General features: G+C 58.7%; 1 protein-coding gene. It reads left to right on the top strand.

Annotated elements, in window-relative coordinates:
• The coding region (locus tag GQE99_RS20210) for a transposase (RefSeq protein WP_161353772.1) at positions 1-247 on the top strand (247 nt) is incomplete at both ends.

Raw genomic sequence — 247 nt, 5'->3', positions numbered from 1 at the left:
GTTTTCGGACGCGCGGAAGGCATTCATCATCAAGCAGGGCGAGGAAGGCACGCCGGTGGCTGAGATCTGTCGCAAAGCCGGGATCAGCCAGGCAACCTACTTCAACTGGAAGAAGAAGTATGCCGGCTTGCTGCCGACCGAGATGAAGTGGCTGACGCAGCTCGAGGATGAGAACAGCCCGTTGAAGAAGATCGTGGCCGACCTGACGCTGGACCGCGAGATGTTGCAGGACGTCATCCGGCGAAAA

The organism is Maritimibacter harenae, assembly GCF_009882975.1.
Classification (GTDB): domain Bacteria; phylum Pseudomonadota; class Alphaproteobacteria; order Rhodobacterales; family Rhodobacteraceae; genus Maritimibacter; species Maritimibacter harenae.
This window is presented reverse-complemented; position numbering and strand designations above follow the sequence as displayed.